The following is a 16797-nucleotide window of genomic DNA, read 5'->3' as shown; positions in this document are numbered from 1 at the left end:
GGGCAAAAAGTATGTACCGGACGCGACGTAGCTCACTCGGCCGTCAAGGTTTCATCAAGATCGCGTTCTGGCCCGGCGGCGGCAGGCGACCCGAGCGGTGACCAGGACCGCCTGCCTCATCGGCGCTCAGTCCTCATCGCGGCGCAGGACGTCGTCGAGGGTCTCCCGGCGTACGAGCACCCGTGCCCGCCCGTCGCGGACCGCGATGAGCGGCGGGCGGCCCACCAGGTCATAGTTGGACGCGAGCGGGAAGTGGTAAGCGCCGCAGCCGGGCACGGCGAGCAGGTCGCCGGGCCGCAGGTCGTCCGGCAGCGGCTCGTCGCGCACGAGCACGTCACCGGTCTCGTCGTGGCGGCCGACCACGGTCGTCGGCACCGTGCCCGCCGTACTGGCCCGGCCGACCAGGACCGCGGTGTAGCGGGCGCCGTACAGGGCGGGGCGGGGGTTGTCGCTCAGGCCGCCGTCGACGGCCACGAGCTGGTGGCCCTGCTCGTGGCGCACGGCAAGGACGCGGTAGAGGGCCACCCCTGCGCGGGCGACGATGGCCCGTCCGGGGGTGACCGACAGCCGCGGCCGCGGCACTGCCGCACGATCGCACGCCAGGGCGAGCACCCGGCGCATCCGGGCGGCGAACGGGTCGACGGGCAGGGTGGTCTCGCGTCCGGTGTGCGCGACGGCGAACCCTCCGCCGAGGTTGATCTCCTCGATATGCACGCCGTGGCTGCGACGCAGGCTGGCGCAGGTGGCGATGAGCTGGGTGATGGCGTGCTCGTATCCGCCGAACTGCGCGAGCTGCGAGCCGAGGTAGACGTCGAGGCCGACGAGTTCCAGCAGCGGGTTGGCAGTGACCTCGTCGACGAGTTCGGCCAGTTCGTCGCCGGCAGTCGGCACGCCGAACCGGTCCTGGCTGGGGCAGGCGGGCAGCCCGGCGTTGGTGAAGCCGAGCTGGGCGGGCAGCAGCCGCAGCATGACCTTCTGCCGCCGGGGCCGGCGGGTGCAGGTCAGGCGGGCGATGTCGGCGGCGGACTCGATGACGACGCGTCCCGCGCCGCGGGCGTCGACGTCGCCGTGCACGACGACGCGTTCGGGCGGGAAGCCTGCGGCCATGGCCAGCTGCCACTGGCCGGTGGAGTACACGGCCAGGCCCAGTCCGGCTTCGTTGATCCATCGCAGTAGGCCGCGGCTGAGCAGCGCTTTAGCGGCGTAGTAGACCTGGGCGGGGCCGAATGCGGCGCCGTAGGCGGCGCACCGCTCGCGGACGTCCGCTTCGTCGAGGACGTAGGCGGGGTTCCGAACTCCTCCTCGACCTCCATCAGCGGCACGCCGCCGAGGCTGATGCCGCCTCGACCGTGTTCGGTGGTCAGCGGCCACAGCTCGCGGTCGAGCTGGCGGGGCGGGAGGGAGGAGCGCAGCGAGGGCAGGACGTCGCCGAGGGTCATCGTGACCCCTGCGAGGTCAGTACTGAGCTGGCTGGGGCGAAGGCCGGCTGGGCCGCGGTATCGGCGGGCTCCAGCGGGGACGCGGTCGGTGTCACGTCCCCATGACACACGGGCCGGAGGCCGCCGACCAGGGCCTTGACGTGATCGCTACGGCGGTGGGCTGTTTCTTGACGCCGTGACGGCGCCTGCGCCGATCGCGGGTCACACGTCACCGACCGCGCGCCGGGTGCGGGTCTGGTATCCCATGAGTGACCGGCCGGGATCGGTGTCATGCCGCGCTCGCGGCCAGCGCCCGGTCCAGGCCGACCATGGCGGTGCTGAGCCGCCACAGCCGGTCTAGGGCCTTGTCGTGGTGGACCAGCGGGTTCGGGACGCCGATCTGCAGCCCCGCGTAGTAGGCGCCGGTGCGCACGCGGATACGGGGCGAGCACAGGTGCAGCACCGGGTCGGCGCCGGTCGCGGCCGGCTGCCCGGCGCCGCCGTAGAGCGGCAGCAGGGCGGTGTCGGTGCTGCCGGGGTCCACGCTGATGGCAGTGAGCTGCGGTTCGCGTTGGGCCAGTGCGCGGGAGAACATGGTCAGGGCCAGTTTCGACTGGGCGTAGGCGGCCTGCGGGCGGTAGGCACGCAGCTGTTGCGGGTCGGTCCAGTCGATGTCGGCGGTGCGGTGGGCCGCCGACGACACCGACACGACGCGGCCGTTCGCGGCGCGCAGCCGTTCGCGCAGCAGCCGGGTCAGCAGGTAATGCGCCAGGTAGTTGACCTGCAGTGTCAGCTCGTTGCCGTCCTCGGTCCGGTACCGCGCGGCGGGCGCGGCGATGGCCGCGTTGTTGACCAGCACGTCGAGGCGGGGGTACCGGGCATGGACGTGTTCAGCCAGGGCGGCCACCTCGCCGAGGCGGGTGAAGTCGGCCACCGCGCCGTCGAGGCGGCGCACATCGGCACCGCGGTGCTGCAAGCGGGTCAGGGCCCGCCGGACCTCCAGCTCGTGGGGGCCGTGGATGATCACCGCGGTGCCTAGATGCGTCAGCCGCAGCGCGGTCTCGAACCCGATGCCGCTGGTCGCGCCGGTGATGAGGACGACGGGTGTATGGGTGTGGCTCATCGTGCTTCCTTCATGGATAACGCCGCTTTCAGGCAGGGGTGAACAGCCGTCGATGCCGCGCATCAGCCGGCCGTCTCGGTCGGCGGTCGGTGGGTCGTCGGTGCGGGGAGCGCGCAGGGCGCCGTCCGGGGAGAGGCCGGCAGGCGCCCTGCGCGCCGTCTAGTGCAGGCCGTCGGCGATCGGCCCGAGCGCCAGGGCCGGCAGGAAGTTCAGCAGCGCCAGCAGCACCGTCGCGCCGGTCACCAGCACCAGGAACGTCGGCCCCGAGGCTCGCAGGCTGCCGGAGGTCACCGCGACGGGCCGCTGGCGGGCGAGGACGCCGGCCAGCGCCAGGACCAGGGCGATCGGCACGTACCGTCCGATGAGCATGGTTGCGCTCATCATCAGGTTGTAGAAGTCCGTCGCGCCGTTGAGGCCCAGGAACGGGCTGCCGTTGCCGTAGGTGGTGCTGACGAACGCGTACAGCACCTCCGACAGGCCGTGCGGGCCGACGTTGCCCATCGAGGCGCGCCCGGCCGACAGCGCCATCGCGATCCCCGTGAACACCAGCACGGTCGCCGGTGACACCAGCATGTACAGCGCCACCAGCCGCATCTCCTTGACACCGATGCGTTTACGCAGGTACTCCGGCGTGCGGCCGATCATCAGGCCGCCGAGGAACACCGCGACCAGCACCGCGAGGATCAGCCCGTACAGTCCGCTGCCGGCCCCGCCCGGGGCGACCTCGCCGAGCATCATCGCCGCGGTCAGCACTCCCCCGCCCAGGCCGGTGAAGCTGTCGTAGGCGGAGTTGTAGGCGCCGTCGGCGCTGCCCGTGGCGGCGATGCCGAACAGGGTGCTGCCCGGCACGCCGAAGCGGGTCTCGGTGCCCTCGACCGCGCCGCCGATCGCGGTCGACACGGTGCCCGGGTGGGCGTCCTGGGCGAGCATGCCCGCGGTCAGCAGCGCACCGAACAGGATCGCCACCACCGTGAACAGGGTCCAGCCCTGCCTGCGGCTGCCGACCATCCGGCCGTACATCCGGATGAACCCGGCGGGCACCAGCAGCATCAGCACGATCTGCAGCGCGTTGCTCCACGCCGACGGGTTCTCGAACGGGTGCGCGCTGTTGACGTTGAAGAACCCGCCGCCGTCACCGGACAGCAGTTTGATCGACTGCCAGGACCCGATCGGCCCGCCGATCACGGTCTGGTCCCCGCCGGCGAGGGTGCCCAGGGTCGTGGCGCCGGACAGGTTCTGCGGCACGCCCAGCGCGATGAGCACGATCCCGCCGACGACGGCCAGCGGCAGCATGACCCGGAACACGGCGCGGACCAGGTCCACCCAGAAGTTGCCGAGCTGGTCGGTGCGGTGGCGCAGCAGGCCGCGCACGAGTGCCAGGGCTGCGGCCATGCCGACCGCGGCGCTGGCGAACGCCTGCGTGCCCAGCCCCGCCATCACCACCAGGTGCCCGGTCGTGGACTCCCCCGCGTAGTTCTGCCAGCTGGTGTTGGTCGTGAAACTGATCGCCGTGTGCAGCGCCAGCGGCGTCGGCAGTGCTGCCATCCCCCGCGCCAGCGGCAGCAGATCCTGGACCTTCAGCAGCGTGAACAGCGCGGCGATGCTGACCGCGGAGAACGCCAGCAGCGCGCCCAGGTAGCGCTTCCAGGACTGCTCGGCGTCCGGGTCCACGCCCACGACCCGGTAGAGCAGCCGTTCGGCACGCGAGTGCCGGGTCGAGGTGAACACCCGGGCCATGTAGTCGCCGAGCGGGACATGTAGCGCCACGACGACGCCCAGCACGATGAGGGCCTGCACCCAGCCTTGCATGATCACGACTCCCGCTTCGGGTGGGCCCGGTCCAGGGCCAGGTTGAGCTGCAGCACGTTGACGCCCGGCCCGCCGAGCACACCCAGCGCCGGGCCGGTGGTGTGCTCGTCGACCAGCTCCAGGACGACGGCCAGGTCCACGCGGCGCTCGCGGGCCACGCGCGGGGCCTGCAGACGGGCGTACGCGGGGCTGATGTGCGGGTCCAGACCGCTGCCGCTGCCGGTGACCGCGTCCGGCGGCACGACCGGCCGGGCCGGGGCGTCACCGCGGACCGGCGTGACGACCGCCTTGCGGTAGTCCTCGCCGGGCACTGCGCATTCGACCCTGATGCCCTCGAAGCTGGGCAGGAACGGCGCTGCCGGGCACACCTGGTTGAGGCTGACGACCCGCTGGGCGGTGCCGGTCAGCCCGCCGCTGCGGAACACGCCGAGGACCGCGCCGGTCCCGCCGGGCGCGCAGTACGGCCGGCCCTCGTCGACGCCTTCCAGCGCCGCGACGGCCGTACTGCGCGCGCAGACCTGGCTCAGGAGGCTGAGCTTGGCCTGGTCGGGGTCGTCGGACAGGGTGTCGACGATGCTCTCGGGGCCCAGATTGCTCGGGGCGGTCGCGGTCGGGTCGTAGCCGTCGCCCGACGTGGACGGCCGGCTCTGGAAGTAGTACGGGATCGGGTTGCCGTCGCCGTCGGTGAACAGCTGCCCGACCAGCTCACTGCCCACGACCGTTCCGGCGGCGTCGCGCACCGGCGACCCGGACGCCTGGTGACGCAACCCGGGCAGCTGCGCCGCAGCGGTCAGCGCCAGCGGGTAGCCCAGGCCGACGAGCAGCGTGAAGGCGAGCACGACGCGCAGCGCGGCCACCGTCTGCGCCAGCCATTGCGGAAGCCGGGTCATGGCCGCCCCGCAACCAGCCGCGCCCGCCCGCAAGGCCCCGCCTGCAGGCAGATGATCATCGCCGGTGGGGCCGCGGGTGCCACACCGACGGGGAAAACGGTCTTCACAGCAACTCCTTGCCAGCAACGTGCCAGGACGTCTAGCAGCAGACACCCGTGCACCAGGCCACGCCAGGCGGCTTGACGCGATCCGTACGCCGGCCGTCGAAGTCTTGACGCCGCGGTGACGGCCCGGTGTGCTGCACCACAGCCGGCGGCCACGCCGCAGCCGGTCGGGCACCCGACGGCCCGTGCTCGACCGTGCCGCAGGCCGCCTGCATCCGGCCGCGACGGGCCGGCGGCGTTGCGGTCCGACGGCGGCGGGCCCGGCCCTATCGTGGACCACGGTGTGCCGGGAAGCCTGGTCGGCGATGCAGTTCCGTGACGGTCAGGAGAACCGATGTCGTGCACACCCCACTGCGGTCATGGCGCCCGGCGCCATGCCTGACGAGCTGAGAATCCGCCTGCACGCCCACGCAGGTTCGTGGCGGCTGATGCTGTCAGGTGTGGTGGGCCTGCAAACCGCCGAAACACTCGAGCATGTCGCCGCGGTGGCGCTGCGGGCGCCGACAGCCGACAGCCTCTGCCTGGACATGGCGGCGGTGACCTCGCTGGACACCACCGGACTCGCCACCCTCGCAGCCCGCCGCCGCGAAGCCGACCTACGCGGCCTGCCCTTCCGCATCGTGCGCCCGTCGGCGGCCGTGGCAGCGGCCATTCTGGCCAGTGGCGGCAGCGAGCTGCGCAACGTGCTCGACTTCCAAGACCGCGGCCGATCCGGTACGAGGTGTTCGCGGTAGACGTACCCGCGGCATCGGCACCGCGTGTGCGTACACGGGTCGACGCATGTGCGCGGGGCGGTTCTGATGCCGACAGCTGCCGCGGCCTCGGACGCGGTGACCATCGCTGGGCTGACCAAGCGCTACGGCGACCTCGTCACGGTCGACGAGCTGTGCCTGCGGGTCGGCACCGGTGAGATCTACGCGCTGCTCGGCTTGAACGGCGCGGGCATGACCACGACGATCCGGATACTGCGAGGCATGGTCAAACCCAGCGCCGGCACGGTCACCGTGCTGGGCCGCCGCTTGGACGGCGACACCGGCTCGCAGGTGTGGGCCGATGTCGGCTACCTGGTCGAGTCCCCTTCGGCGTATCCGGAGCTGACCGTGCGCGAAAACCTGCGCCCGGCCGCACGGCTGCGCCACCTGTCGGGCACCACAGCCGTCGACGAGGCGATCGACCGCCGCCGGCTGGTCCCGGTACGCCGACCGCACGGCGGGGAAGCTGTCGCTGGCCAACGCGCAACGCCTCGGTCTGGCCAATGCCATCGCGGGTTCTGGCTGATCACTACCGCGTTCGTCATCCACGGAGTCGCCGTCGCCGTCATCTTCGTGCACGTGATCACCTACGTAACCGCGCTCGGACACCTACCGCGGTCGCCGCAACAGCCGCCGGGCTGCTCCGCCATGTCGGTTACCAGCCGGATCGTCGCCACCGGCGTCACCCACCGCCGCTTTCGACCACGTCGAGGCTGACTGCGACGCGATCCGGTCGCTGGCGTCGGTCTACTCCGACTACCCGATCGATGGCGCCGAGATTCGCGCGCCCGAACCCAGCTCACGGACAACTCCGCCACCAGGACCCGGACCACGAACGACAGCGGCACCCACAGCGAATGCCGCGACACAAGACCGCGGTGGACGTCAGGCGCCGCGTGGGGCGTACATGATGACCGCCACACCGACCAGGCACACCGCAGCGCCGATGATGTCGTAGCGATCAGGACGGAACTTGTCCACGACCATGCCCCACGCGAGGGATCCGGCGACGAACGCCCCGCCGTAGGCGGCCAAGATCCGGCCGAAGTTCGCGTCGGGCTGGAACGTGGCCACGAACCCGTACGCGCCCAGGGCTAGCACACCGGCGGCGATCCACCACAGCCCGCGGTGCTCGCGCCAGCCCTGCCATACCAGCCATGCCCCGCCGATCTCCAGCAGCGCGGCAAGGACGAACAGGACCACAGAGCGGGCGACGAGCATGCGGGAAGCCTAATCGTGCTCAGGACGGCTGCGAGCAGGAGCAGTCGCCGCCGCCACATCCGTGAGCGGGGGTTGGGTGACGCTCGCCGCCCTTTCCTGCGCGGCGAGGCGCTTGATGATCGGCTGTGCGGCGGGCAGCCGGAACGGTGCGGTCAGGTGTACGTCGATGATGGCGGCCCACTGCTCGTCGGAGGTGTTCTGGATGACGGCGTCCCAGGTGTAGCCGGCGTTGTTGACGATGATGTCCAGCCCGCCGAAGGCCGACAGCGCCGCGTCGACGTACCGGTCGGCGAAGCCGGGATCGGTGACGCTGCCGGGCACCGTGATGGCCTGCCCTCCGGTAGCGGTGATGTGTGCTGCCGCCTCCTCGGCAGGTGCGGGGTCGAGGTCGTTGACGACGATGCGTGCGCCGTGGGAGGCGAGCTAGACGGCGACGGCCCGGCCTATGCCGCGCCCGGCGCCCGTTACCAGCGCCACCCGCTCAGCGAGCGTGTTCATTGTGGGCCTTCTCGAGCAGGGTTACCTTTCCTTGGAAGCGACGGCCGCTCGTGCGGCGCAGCGGGATGCAGACAGCCGGGTCAGCGGCCGGTGGCGATGACTGCGGGCGCCTTCGTACCGTCGGCCAGGTCGTGCGACGGCACTTCCTGCTCAGATCTGCTGCGCCGCGGCGAGGCCGACCAGGTCGGCGCTGAGATGCCACAGCCGGGCGGCGGCGTCGTAGGAGGCCTTGCTGGAGGTCTTGGCCTTGCTGTTGGTGAAGTACCGGCCCGTGACGCCCTCGACCTCGGGCGACGACGCGAGGTAAACGGAGGTGGCGGCGCCCTCGGTGGGGGTATTCATGAACGGGCGCACCAGCGGGAGCATGAGCTTGAACATGGCCGAGGAGTCCTCGGCGCCGAAGTCGGTGCGCACGACGCCGGGGTGCAGCACGGCGGCGGTGACGCCAGTGCCCTCCAGCCTGCGGGCGAGTTCGTAGGTGAACATGACGTTAGCCAACTTGGACTGGTTGTAGGCGCGTTGCCCGGAGTAGGCCCGCGCACCCTGCAGGTCATCGAAGGCCATCTTCCCCATGGCCTGGGCACCCGACGAGACGGTGACGACCCGGGCCGGGGCGTCGGCCTTGAGCCGGTCCAGCAGCAGATTGGTGAGCAGAAACGGGGCGAGGTGGTTGAGCGCGAAGGTGTGCTCCAGGCCGTCTGCGGTGACGTGGCGGTGCGCCCAGAAGCCGCCGACGTTGTTCACCAGTACGTCCAGGCGCGGGTAGTCGTCGAGGACCTCAGCGGCCAGGCGCAGTACCTCGGCGTGTGACGACAGGTCGGCGGCGAACACGTCGACCGACGGGTTGCCCGACTCGGCACGGATGTCGGCTGCGGCCACTTCGGCGCGGATACGGTCACGGCCGGTGATGGGGACGCGGGCGCCGAGCGCGGCCAGCCCGATCGCGGTGGCCTTGCCGATACCGCCGGTGCCGCCGGTGACCAGGACGGTCTTACCGGTCAAGAGTAGGTCAGCCATGCCGACTCCGTTTCCGAGGAGTCTTGAGTGGGGAGGGGTGCGCCAGGCGGGCGACGTCGGCGGTCACGCGCCCGCCCGGCGCAACGATCAGCGGACGATCTTGAACTGGAACATCGGGGTGTCCAGCGCCCCGTACACGCGCAGCCAGACCGGCAGCAGCATCTCGGTGCCGCGTGCGGTGCTGATGTCGCCCAGATCGATGACGTCGGTGTGGCCGAACGACTCCAGCAGGGCGGTCACAGTCTTCTTCGCCTCGGCGTCGTCGCCCGACACGAACACCGAGTGCTCGCCGCCGGCGAGCTGGGTGGGGTCCACCATCAGGAAGGCGTTCATCGTGTTGAGCGATTTGACGACCTTCAGCTCGGGAAACGCGGCCTGGATCTGCTCGCCGAGGGAGTCGGTGTCCTTGACGAACAGGCTGGGTGGGAAGCCCCGCGAGAAGTCGAGCGGGTTGGCGATGTCGAGCAGCACCTTGCCGGCCAGGTTCTCCCGGCCGGCCGCCTCCAGGACGGCGAGCGACACGTCGCCTGAGGTCGCGTTGACGATCAGCTCGGCGGCGGCGGTGGCCTGCGCGAAGGTGGCCAGCTTGACGGCGGGGTGGGCCTGCACCCAGCTCGGGTAGGGCGAGTTGCCCATGCTGTCGGGCTCGGTGCGGGCCATGGTCGCGGCGACGTCGCGGGTGCCGACCGTCACCTCGTGGCCCAACCCGGCAAGCCGGCCGGCGAGCGCCTGGCCGACCATTCCCGTCCCTAGAACTGCGATCTTCATCGTGGGTGCTCCCTGAAATCTCGAACGGGGTGTCTCCCCGGGCACACAAACTAACAGACAGGTCTGTCTGCCTGTTAGCCGGCGAGAACATCGTCTCCGCAAGCACCATTTGGGCGCGTGATCAGAGCACACGGGACGACTGGACAGACTTGTCTGTAAGATGTGGGGTCAGCTGAAGCAGGAGGTGCGATTTCATGACCGAGGTAGGCAACGTGGCACAGTCGGCCCGCGAGCGCATCCTCAACACGGCGTTCCGGCTCTTCTACGCTCACGGCCCCCGCGGCGTCGGTGTGGACACCGTCATCGCCGAGTCAGGCGTGGCCAAGGCCACCCTGTACAAGCACTTCCCGCGCAAGGACGACCTGGTCCTGGCATACCTCGACAAGGTCGACCAGGCCTGGTTCGGCAGTCTGCGTGCCGCGGCCCGCGCCGCCGGCGGCGACCCCCGCGCTCAGCTGGTCGGCATGTTCGACGCCCTGTCCACTGCGTGCCGCCGCGAGGGCTACCACGGCTGCGCCTTCATCAACACCGCCGCCGAGTCCCCCGCAGGCAGCGACGTGCACGCCCGCACCGTCGAGCACAAGAACGTGGTCCGCGCGTGGGTGACCGACCTGGCCCGCCGGGCCGGCGCCACCGACCCGGACCTGCTCGCCCGTCAGCTCACCCTGCTCATCGACGGCGGCCTGTCCGCCGGCGTCCTCGACGCCGACCCCACAAGCCCGCAGGCCGCCAAGGCCGCCGCGCAGGCCCTTGTCGACGCTGCCTGCGCAGCCGCCTGAACCCACCGGAGCACTACCACGCACCACCGCCGCGCAAGGTCCTCCTCGACCTTGAGCCGCAGCGCTGGTACCCCGGCCTCGGCACCGGCCCGCACGACACCTTCTCATGGCTGGCGCCGCCGGAGGCGCAGCCATGCTCATCTCTGCGCGTGCCGGATGGGCGTGGGCGGCAAAGAACGGCAGGGCGGGCACCCTCGACCCGACGACCGTCCGCAAGTACGTGACCCCGCTGGTCATTCCACCGGCGATGCCACCGGCAGGCAAGGACGACGGCTACTCCCGGGTCGACCGATACCTCATCGGGAACCGGCAGTTCGCCCAGCAGATCCTGCCGCCAGGAATGCCGCGCACCGCGGTGTGGGGATACGGCTCGCTCAAGCAGCCGCACACGTTCAACTTCCCCGCCTTCACCATCGAGGCGAATGCCGACCGTCCGGTGCGTGTCACCTGGGTGACCGGTCGACGACACCGGAGCAGCCCCCATCGACCAGTCGCCTCACATGACTCAGTCGTAGTTGCCTGAACCGAGTCAGATTGACAGCGATCAGCACATCCGACCCGTTCCAGGGGCGCCGGAACTTCGGTCCGGGACGCCACGTCGGCGCTGATCGGACGCGGTAGCGCCCGACCTCGGTGCCCGGCGGCGAGCCTCGGTCGGGCGCTGCCGACGTCGGCGGAATCTTCGCCCGCGGTGCGGTTCACCGCCTCACGGGCACATCATGCGGATTAGCGCTCGGCGTGGGGTGGGGCCAGCAGGGCGATGAGGTCGCCGATGCGGTGGTCGGCCTCGGCCGGGTGGCGGAACGGGCCGTCCGGGTTGATGGTGTATTGGTTCCGCCGCCCGACCCGTTGGCGCACCAGGTAGCCCGCGGTCTCCAGATCCAGGACGATCGCCTGGCAGGCTCGCTCGGTGATGCCGACGTCGACGGCGACGTCGCGCAGCCGGGCATCGGGTTCTCGCGCCAGGGCCAGCAGTACGTGGGCGTGATTGGTCAGGAACGTCCACGTCCGGGTGCCGGTGGCCTTCTGCGCCATGAGCACATTCTACGAGCGCCGATTCACGTACCGGGTGACGCGATTGCGCCATCGTGAACGGCGGTTCGCCGGCGGCCGAGCCCCGGCTCCGGGCGGCGGTGCCGCAGGCTTGGCCGGGGCTCGGTCACCGACGCCGTGTCATCCGGCCGGAGTGACCCTGTGGCGGTCCGGCTCGGCGGTGTGCGCGGCGGCGTCGCGGCGGGTGACGGTCATGCTCCAGACGATCGAAATGGCCAGGGTGATGACGATGACCCCGAGCGTGACCGGGATCGGCAGCTTGCCGACCGGGGTTTCGGAAAGGATCAGCTTCACTCCGGCGAAGCCCAGCAGCACCGCCAGGCCGTAGTGCAGGTAGACGAACCGGCGCAGCAGCCCGGCCAGGCAGAAGTACAGGCTGCGCAGGCCCAGCACCGCGAAGGCGTTGGCGGTCCACACGATGAACGTGCTGGTGGTGATGGCGAGGATCGCCGCGACCGAGTCGACGGCGAAGATGAGGTCGGTGGCCTCGATCGCGATGAGCACGACGAACAGCAGGGTGGCCACCCGCCTGCCGCCCTTCCGGGTGAAGAACCGGTCGCCGTGGTATGCCGGGTCGGTGGGCACGACCCGGCGCACGATCCGCACCAGCAGGTTGCGGCGCGGATCGATGTCACCGTCGTGCTTGAAGGCCATCTTGTAGCCGGTGTAGATCAGGAACGCGCCGAACAGGTAGGCGGTCCAGTGAAAGGCGTTGAGCAGTTCCGCCCCGACGAAGATGAGCACGAGCCGGAAGGCCAGCGCGCCGATCACGCCCCAGAACAGGACCTTGTGCTGGTAGGCGGTGGGCACGGAGAAGAAAGTGAAGATCATTGCGAAGATGAACACGTTGTCGACCGACAGCGCCTTCTCGATCAGATAGCCGGCGTAATAGGTGCCGGCGACCTCGCCGCCCTGCCACCACCACAGCACGCCGCCGAAGGCCAGCCCGGCCGCAATCCAGATGCCGGACCAGGCGAGCGCCTCCCGGAAGCCGATTTCGTGGCCGTCCCTGTGCAGGAACAGATCGACGGCGAGCATGACGGCCACGGCGCCCATGACAGCAGACCAGGCCCACAGTGACACTGACATCGAAGACCCCTTCGACCGGCGCAGCCCTACCGGGCGCGGCGTGAACGGTCGACGGTCTCCCCGAACCAACCCGTGGGATGGCGGCGGCTCCGGGTCCCGGACGGCCGGGCCGTATTGACGAAGTCGCGTGGTGCCTCGGGTACTCCCCCTCGAACTACGATTCAGAATACGCGAAAAGTGGTTCGCATGTCTAGTCCTGGCAAGGCGCTGACCAGCCAGCTCGCCAAGATGAGATCGCTCTCGCCGTGCTCGCTGGCAAACGACGCCTACACGCTCACCGCGAACGTCGCGCAGCCGACCGGGCCGAGCGACCGAACCGTCCCAGGCTGGGGACATCAGAAAGCAGCGGGGCCATGACCCTGCCGGCAGCACCAGCGGCCAAGGGCGTGACCGCGCGGGCAGTGGTCGCCTGATCAGGGCCACCGCCCGCGCCCGTGCTCGCGTGCCGCCTATCCGATCTGGTAAGGCCGCATCATCTCGTTGTCCTCGTGTTCGAGGATGTGGCAGTGCCAGACGTACCGGCCGGGTAGGTCGAACCGGGCTTTCACGCGGGTGAGCTGGCCGGGGTAGGCGATCACGGTGTCCTTCGCGCCCAGTTCCCAAGGCTCCGGCGGCTGGTTGCCGTCGGCACCGCGCCCGACCACCTCGAATTGCACCTCGTGGATGTGGATCGGGTGCGCGTCGGCCGTGAAGTTCTCGAACTCCCAGATCTCGGTGGCGTGCAGTGCGGGGTTCTCCGTGATCGGGTCGGCCCAGGCCAGGGGGACCGCTGCTCCGGCGTCGTCGACCGTGCCGAGCAGCAGTTCGACGGGTTTGTCGTCCTCCAGCTTCTCGTTGAGGGAGAGCCGGCGCGTGACGCTCGGCGGTCCAAGCGGCTTGATGAAGGGCAGCTTGAGCTGGTCCGGCGGCACGCTCTTGTCTTTGCCGGTGAGCCGGCCGACGACGAACTTCATCACCTGCCCGGTGGTGGCCGGGTCGGCCGGGACGAAGTCGCCTCCGGTGAACGGCCCGTCGGGGCCTTCGTTGATCAGGTACAGCTCGGTGCCCTCGCGCAGGCCGGTGAAGTCGACGATGACGTCGGCGCGCTCGGCGTTGGCGATCAGCAGTCGTCGCAGCTCGACCGGTGCCGGCAGGAAGCCGCCGTCGTTGCCGATCTGCCACACTGGCAGCGCCGCGGGCGCTGGTCGGGAGGCGAGCGGATCCGACACGATCTTGAGGATCAGGAACCGGGAGTTGCACCCGTTGAGCAGGCGCAGTCGGTATCGGCGCGGCTCGACCTCGAGCACCGGCCAGGTGTTGCCGTTGACCACCATCGCGTTCGCAATGAACTCGGGGTTCCAGATCGGGGGGAAGGGACCGTCAGGGATGTACGGGCCGGCGTCGTCGAAGAAGGCCCTGCTGTCGGGGTAGAACAGGGAGCCGTCGGCGTTGAACGAGCGGTCCTGGACGGCGATCGGGATCTCGTAGTACCTGGTGCCGGGCCGGTCGCCCAGGGCCGGCGACGGCCCGGGCAGCACGCCCTTCGGCAGGTCCGACTTCCCGCCGCGGAGCAGGTAGAAGCCGGCCAGGCCGGCGTAGACGTTCAGCCGGGTGATGCCGAGGGAGTGATCGTGGTACCACGCGGTCGTCGCCCGCTGGTCGTTCTCGTACTGGAAGGTTGCCGTGCCCGGCTTCCAGCGCGCCCCGTGCTGTTCGGCGAACTTCGTGCGGAACTCGTCGTAGAAGGAACCGACGGTAGCGAAGCCTTCGGGTATGTCCTTCGCGTCGGGCAGATACCACGCCTCGGCGTAGCCGTCACTCTCCTCTGCGGTGTGCCCGCCGTGCAGGTGGGTGACGATCGGCACCGGTCCTCGATACGGGCCGGGGGTCGTGGCGAAGATGGGGCGGCTGTCTCTGCGGGAGACGCCGCCGGGAGGGTTGGCCCAGTGCAGCGTGGGATCTACCGGCAACAGGTGCGGCAGGAAGTCGCCGTTCCTGTCGGTCAGATCGTTCACCCAGGTGACACGCACCGGACGGTCGACATCCGCCTCGATGGTGAAGGCGGGGAAGTTGAACGTGTGCGGCTGCTTGAGCGAGCCGTATCCCCACACCGCGGTGCGCGGCATTCCTGGCGGCAGGATCTGCTGGGCGAACTGCCGGATCCCGATGAGGTATCGGTCGACCCGGGAGTAGCCGTCGTCCTTGCCTGCCGGTGGCATCGCCGGTGGAATGACCAGCGGGGTCACGTACTTGCGGACGGTCGTCGGGTCGAGGGTGCCCGCCCTGCCGTTCTTTGCCGCCCACGCCCATCCGGCACGCGCAGAGATGAGCATGGCTGCGCCCCCGGCGGCGCCAGCCATGAGAAGTTGTCGTCTTTCCACAGTTCACTACGCCTTCTGCCGCTGAGGCGGCACCTCTCGTTGCTGGTTCGTTGGGGCGCATCAGCGATCTCCGCTGACTACGGAAAGTCAGCATTACGCCACGGAGGGTAGGTACTGATCGGACTAACTGCGGGACACGAAGGCGGATACGCCCTGGTTGGAGTCCGGCAGTTCCGGTGTGGGAAAGATCTGCTGCCCGAGCCATCGCCCGCGGCGGTCTGCAGACGTAGCCCATGTCAGTGGTCGGCTTGCCGCCGTCAGCGGTGAGCGAGGAGCTGGATCGCTCCGGCGAGCCCGGCGCGGCGCCACCGAGGGACGAGGGTGGACTGAAGGATTTGTGCGCGGCCTTGACGCGGACGCCCGACACCACGGTGGTGCCGCCGGGCTGGCAGCGACGTGCGGCTGCCAGCCGTCGATCACGGCGGACTGTCAGCGCGCGACGGGCCGCGCCGTTGCTGCTACGCGACCGTCCCTTGGACAGCGCTCGAAGGCGATGGGCGCACGCGCTGTCGTTATGTCCGAGCCAGGGTGCCTTGCCACCGAGTCGGCCCGCCGCTGGCCGCGCTAAGATCAATAGTCGACGACGCGAACGTCTGGGGGCCGGGATGCGAGCCGTGTCCATGGCAAGTGATGATTTCGACGCCATAGTCGCCGCCCGCGCTGTTCATCCGGTTTTTCAGCCGGTCGTCTCGCTCAACGATGGACGGCCGGTCGGATTCGAGGCACTGGCCCGCGGCCCCGACGGCAGTCGCTACCACTCTCCGACGGCGCTTTTCGCTGAGGCCGCACGTCGTGGCATGACGGCCGACCTCGACTGGATCTGCGGTGTCGCCGCCTGCGCCCAGGCTCTCGACCTCGGCCTGCGCCATGTCCCCCTGTTCCTGAACGTGAACCCGAGTTCGCTCGGCACCGCCTGCCCGGCCGACCTGCAACCCACCTACCGACGTGCGCTGCGGGAACTGGATCTCGTCCTGGAGATAACCGAACGCCGGGGCGGCGACCCCGCGTCCATCCTGCATGCGGTGGCCGCGTTCCGTCAGCAGGGCCGCCGGATCGCGATCGACGACGTCGGCGTCGACCCGTTCAGCCTGAACATGATCTCGATCCTCGCACCGGACGTGATCAAAATCGACCGCAGCATCACCCAAGGCATCGAACCGTCGTGGGCACGCACGTACGTCCTCAACTCCGTGAAAGTGGAAGCCCAGGCAACCGGCGCCGCACTGCTGTGCGAGGGCATCGAGACCCCAGAACACCTCGACGCCGCCCGCGCGATGGGCGCGACCCTCGGCCAGGGCTGGCTGTTCGGCAGACCCGGACAACTGCCGACCACCCTCGCCCTGTCCCCCGAGCCGCTACCCCGAGTCACCCCGTACCCGGACTATGCCGCAACCCCGTTCGCAGCGATCCGCGGTCGCGCCCAGACGTTACCGATGAGCCAGCACATGCTCGTGCCCCTGTGCGCCCTCCTGGAGGACATGGCCCTGCACACCGACGCCGTACGCATCCTGTTCGCCGCAGTCTCCAAGACCACACCCTTCGACGACCGGGCCTGGAAGACCTACAACCACATAGCGCAACGCGGCGTCGGCGTGGCCGTCTTCGGCCGGGAACCACTGGCTCCCCTCGGAGCCGACGTCCACATCGTGCCGCTGCCCGACACCGACCCACTGCTGGACGAATGCGCCCTCATCGCAGTCGGCAGCCACTTCGCCGCCGCGATGCTCGCCCGCCACATCGAACCCGGGCGCACCGACGGCGAAGCGCAACTCTACGACGCCGTGCTGACCTACGACCGCAGGATCGTCATCGAGGCGCTGCACGCCCTCATGAGTCGCGTCACCTCGCTGCCTCCCGAAGCACCCCAGCTATAGGCCGGCCCAGACGCAAAGCCTTCAGATCGCTGGCGGGGCACG

The 16797-nt window shown here is 70.1% G+C and carries 15 protein-coding genes and 1 pseudogene; 5 read left to right on the top strand and 11 right to left on the bottom strand.

The genetic code is table 11. The annotated features are described in order from the left end of the window. Window positions 1-126: 126 nt before the first annotated feature. From AB0B66_RS33710 to AB0B66_RS33695, 4 genes are all read right to left on the bottom strand, one after another. Entirely contained in the window at window positions 127-1371 is a 1245-nt protein-coding gene (locus AB0B66_RS33710) for a diaminopimelate decarboxylase (protein WP_360537639.1), read from the bottom strand. Window positions 1372-1707: 336 nt separating this feature from the next. Then, window positions 1708-2541, bottom strand: a complete 834-nt coding sequence (locus tag AB0B66_RS33705; protein WP_360537637.1) for an SDR family NAD(P)-dependent oxidoreductase — start codon at window positions 2539-2541, stop codon at window positions 1708-1710. 159 nt (window positions 2542-2700) lie between these two features. Continuing rightward, window positions 2701-4350: a potassium-transporting ATPase subunit KdpA gene (kdpA, locus tag AB0B66_RS33700; protein WP_360537635.1), complete on the bottom strand. Its 1650-nt coding sequence runs from the start codon at window positions 4348-4350 to the stop codon at window positions 2701-2703. A 2-nt stretch (window positions 4351-4352) separates the two neighbouring features. Continuing rightward, the gene (locus AB0B66_RS33695; RefSeq protein ID WP_360537633.1) at window positions 4353-5240 is read right to left on the bottom strand and encodes a potassium-transporting ATPase subunit C; all 888 of its coding nucleotides are present in this window, start codon (window positions 5238-5240) and stop codon (window positions 4353-4355) included. Between the two features lie 478 nt (window positions 5241-5718). Between AB0B66_RS33695 and AB0B66_RS33690 the strand changes: the two genes are divergently transcribed. After that, the gene (locus tag AB0B66_RS33690; protein ID WP_360537631.1) at window positions 5719-6078 is read left to right on the top strand and encodes an STAS domain-containing protein; all 360 of its coding nucleotides are present in this window, start codon (window positions 5719-5721) and stop codon (window positions 6076-6078) included. 66 nt (window positions 6079-6144) lie between these two features. Beyond that, window positions 6145-6813, top strand: a complete 669-nt coding sequence (locus AB0B66_RS33685) for an ATP-binding cassette domain-containing protein (protein ID WP_360537629.1) — start codon at window positions 6145-6147, stop codon at window positions 6811-6813. Window positions 6814-6981: 168 nt separating this feature from the next. On the opposite strand, the gene AB0B66_RS33680 is transcribed toward AB0B66_RS33685, so the two are convergent. The 4 genes and pseudogenes from AB0B66_RS33680 to AB0B66_RS33665 all read right to left on the bottom strand — a co-directional run bounded on the left by AB0B66_RS33680 (window position 6982) and on the right by AB0B66_RS33665 (window position 9600). Continuing rightward, window positions 6982-7317: a YnfA family protein gene (locus AB0B66_RS33680; RefSeq protein ID WP_360537627.1), complete on the bottom strand. Its 336-nt coding sequence runs from the start codon at window positions 7315-7317 to the stop codon at window positions 6982-6984. 9 nt (window positions 7318-7326) lie between these two features. Beyond that, window positions 7327-7728, bottom strand: a pseudogene (locus tag AB0B66_RS33675) (SDR family NAD(P)-dependent oxidoreductase); the annotation flags it as partial. A gap of 237 nt (window positions 7729-7965) precedes the next feature. Next, window positions 7966-8832 (bottom strand): SDR family oxidoreductase, encoded by an 867-nt coding sequence (locus tag AB0B66_RS33670; protein ID WP_360537625.1) that lies wholly within the window; start codon window positions 8830-8832, stop codon window positions 7966-7968. A gap of 87 nt (window positions 8833-8919) precedes the next feature. Next, window positions 8920-9600, bottom strand: a complete 681-nt coding sequence (locus AB0B66_RS33665) for an NAD(P)-binding domain-containing protein (protein ID WP_360537623.1) — start codon at window positions 9598-9600, stop codon at window positions 8920-8922. 194 nt (window positions 9601-9794) lie between these two features. Here AB0B66_RS33665 and AB0B66_RS33660 point away from each other — a divergent pair, with 194 nt between their 5' ends. Together AB0B66_RS33660 and AB0B66_RS33655 are read left to right on the top strand one after the other, a co-directional pair. Then, window positions 9795-10379, top strand: coding sequence for a TetR/AcrR family transcriptional regulator (locus AB0B66_RS33660; protein ID WP_360537621.1), 585 nt, complete (start codon window positions 9795-9797; stop codon window positions 10377-10379). Between the two features lie 133 nt (window positions 10380-10512). Continuing rightward, window positions 10513-10902 (top strand): hypothetical protein, encoded by a 390-nt coding sequence (locus AB0B66_RS33655; protein WP_360537619.1) that lies wholly within the window; start codon window positions 10513-10515, stop codon window positions 10900-10902. 203 nt (window positions 10903-11105) lie between these two features. Here AB0B66_RS33655 and AB0B66_RS33650 read toward each other — a convergent pair whose 3' ends face one another. From AB0B66_RS33650 to AB0B66_RS33640, 3 genes are all read right to left on the bottom strand, one after another. Continuing rightward, on the bottom strand, window positions 11106-11414 hold the full coding sequence (locus AB0B66_RS33650) for a MarR family transcriptional regulator (RefSeq protein WP_360537618.1): 309 nt from the start codon (window positions 11412-11414) through the stop codon (window positions 11106-11108). A 138-nt stretch (window positions 11415-11552) separates the two neighbouring features. Beyond that, entirely contained in the window at window positions 11553-12521 is a 969-nt protein-coding gene (locus tag AB0B66_RS33645) for a TerC family protein (protein ID WP_360537616.1), read from the bottom strand. 449 nt (window positions 12522-12970) lie between these two features. Beyond that, the gene (locus AB0B66_RS33640) at window positions 12971-14833 is read right to left on the bottom strand and encodes a multicopper oxidase (protein ID WP_360537614.1); all 1863 of its coding nucleotides are present in this window, start codon (window positions 14831-14833) and stop codon (window positions 12971-12973) included. A 668-nt stretch (window positions 14834-15501) separates the two neighbouring features. Between AB0B66_RS33640 and AB0B66_RS33635 the strand changes: the two genes are divergently transcribed. After that, the gene (locus AB0B66_RS33635; RefSeq protein WP_360537689.1) at window positions 15502-16755 is read left to right on the top strand and encodes an EAL domain-containing protein; all 1254 of its coding nucleotides are present in this window, start codon (window positions 15502-15504) and stop codon (window positions 16753-16755) included. Window positions 16756-16797: the final 42 nt, after the last annotated feature.

Origin of the sequence: Catellatospora sp. NPDC049111 (assembly GCF_040648615.1) — a bacterium.
Classification (GTDB): Bacteria; Actinomycetota; Actinomycetes; order Mycobacteriales; family Micromonosporaceae; genus Catellatospora; species Catellatospora aurea.
This window is presented reverse-complemented; position numbering and strand designations above follow the sequence as displayed.

What these genes read in the sequence shown, in the direction of transcription:
- AB0B66_RS33705 (WP_360537637.1), bottom strand. Translation starts at nt 2,541, where the DNA reads ATGAGCCACACCCATACACCCGTCGTCCTCATCACCGGCGCGACCAGC.
- kdpA (WP_360537635.1), bottom strand. Translation starts at nt 4,350, where the DNA reads ATGCAAGGCTGGGTGCAGGCCCTCATCGTGCTGGGCGTCGTCGTGGCG.
- AB0B66_RS33695 (WP_360537633.1), bottom strand. Translation starts at nt 5,240, where the DNA reads ATGACCCGGCTTCCGCAATGGCTGGCGCAGACGGTGGCCGCGCTGCGC.
- AB0B66_RS33690 (WP_360537631.1), top strand. Translation starts at nt 5,719, where the DNA reads ATGCCTGACGAGCTGAGAATCCGCCTGCACGCCCACGCAGGTTCGTGG.
- AB0B66_RS33685 (WP_360537629.1), top strand. Translation starts at nt 6,145, where the DNA reads ATGCCGACAGCTGCCGCGGCCTCGGACGCGGTGACCATCGCTGGGCTG.
- AB0B66_RS33680 (WP_360537627.1), bottom strand. Translation starts at nt 7,317, where the DNA reads ATGCTCGTCGCCCGCTCTGTGGTCCTGTTCGTCCTTGCCGCGCTGCTG.
- AB0B66_RS33670 (WP_360537625.1), bottom strand. Translation starts at nt 8,832, where the DNA reads ATGGCTGACCTACTCTTGACCGGTAAGACCGTCCTGGTCACCGGCGGC.
- AB0B66_RS33665 (WP_360537623.1), bottom strand. Translation starts at nt 9,600, where the DNA reads ATGAAGATCGCAGTTCTAGGGACGGGAATGGTCGGCCAGGCGCTCGCC.
- AB0B66_RS33660 (WP_360537621.1), top strand. Translation starts at nt 9,795, where the DNA reads ATGACCGAGGTAGGCAACGTGGCACAGTCGGCCCGCGAGCGCATCCTC.
- AB0B66_RS33655 (WP_360537619.1), top strand. Translation starts at nt 10,513, where the DNA reads ATGCTCATCTCTGCGCGTGCCGGATGGGCGTGGGCGGCAAAGAACGGC.
- AB0B66_RS33650 (WP_360537618.1), bottom strand. Translation starts at nt 11,414, where the DNA reads ATGGCGCAGAAGGCCACCGGCACCCGGACGTGGACGTTCCTGACCAAT.
- AB0B66_RS33645 (WP_360537616.1), bottom strand. Translation starts at nt 12,521, where the DNA reads ATGTCAGTGTCACTGTGGGCCTGGTCTGCTGTCATGGGCGCCGTGGCC.
- AB0B66_RS33640 (WP_360537614.1), bottom strand. Translation starts at nt 14,833, where the DNA reads ATGCTCATCTCTGCGCGTGCCGGATGGGCGTGGGCGGCAAAGAACGGC.
- AB0B66_RS33635 (WP_360537689.1), top strand. Translation starts at nt 15,502, where the DNA reads ATGGCAAGTGATGATTTCGACGCCATAGTCGCCGCCCGCGCTGTTCAT.